This window comes from Bacillus sp. FG16, from assembly GCF_057809515.1.
The window spans coordinates 1-1016 of record NZ_JBMDKC010000272.1 but is presented as its reverse complement, the minus strand read 5'-3'; the positions used below and the strand labels follow the sequence as shown (position 1 = coordinate 1016).

Below are 1016 nucleotides of genomic sequence, written 5' to 3'. Positions count from 1 at the left end.
ATATTTAATTATAATAATTGAAGAAGATAAAGTGAATTGAAAATTGAATAACACAGAATGGGAAGATGCAACGAAGTGTGGTGAGGGAAACAAACATGGTACATATAAAATTCTTGAATAGTAGCAAGACCGAGGGGATTAATTAGAAAAAAGCAAGTCCTTTTTGATGTAAGGATACTTGCTTTTTCATAGGATGATGGTCATACGAATAGAACGTGGTGATTTATTATATGTAAGGTCCACATAGAAATATGTTATAAAATAAAAAGGTTCTTCTATTTGAAGAACCCAGTTTGTAGAACAGTATAAGATATATTCTCCCCGTATTTGTGTGCTATATTATTTTATGTGGAATCAAGGAGGAATATGATAGTGAAAAACAGAGTACACCCTGATCAAGTGTACTCTGTTCAGAAAAGGAAAAAATCATTGTTTTCACTTCATTATATGTGGAATGAGCTATAAGTATGCCAAAAAGCGCATCCTGGAGTAAGAGAACCAGATGCGCTTTCTGCAAAGGAGAAAAAATCTTTTGTTTCAGAGTATATGCTTGTAAGGGATGAAAAATGATAGGAAAGTAGAAAAACTTTCTCCTTTAGCAATAAGTCTAATTTTGTTATCCGTTGGTTTAGGAGGCTTGTTGTTGAATAGCTGGTACAGTGTTCACAGCTTTATTGGCATTGATTCTCCCATTTTGCCAATAGGTACCTGTGCCAGTAATTTTGTCAGCGCTTTTTTCAATAATTTGGCGAATTTGAGTATTTGTATATCCCTTTTTAGCTAATAGAGCAGCTAAACCTGCTACATGGGGTGTAGCCATGGAAGTGCCACTTAATGTTTGATACGAATTACCTTTATAAGTGGAATAGATATTTGAACCTGGTGCGGCTACATCAACCCATGTTCCATAAGTGGAGAAAGATGATTTTTTATCATTTGAATCAGTAGAGGCAACTGCGATGACATTCTCATAGTAGGCTGGGTAGTTTGGTGCTGTAGTGCCTGTATTTCCAGCA

The 1016-nt window shown here is 35.3% G+C and carries 1 protein-coding gene; it reads right to left on the bottom strand.

The window, feature by feature from the left end; translation table 11 throughout:
• Positions 1–628 precede the first annotated feature (628 nt).
• Positions 629–1016: S8 family serine peptidase (locus ACODS7_RS32210; protein ID WP_243169465.1), on the bottom strand; the 388-nt coding region annotated here is incomplete at its 5' end.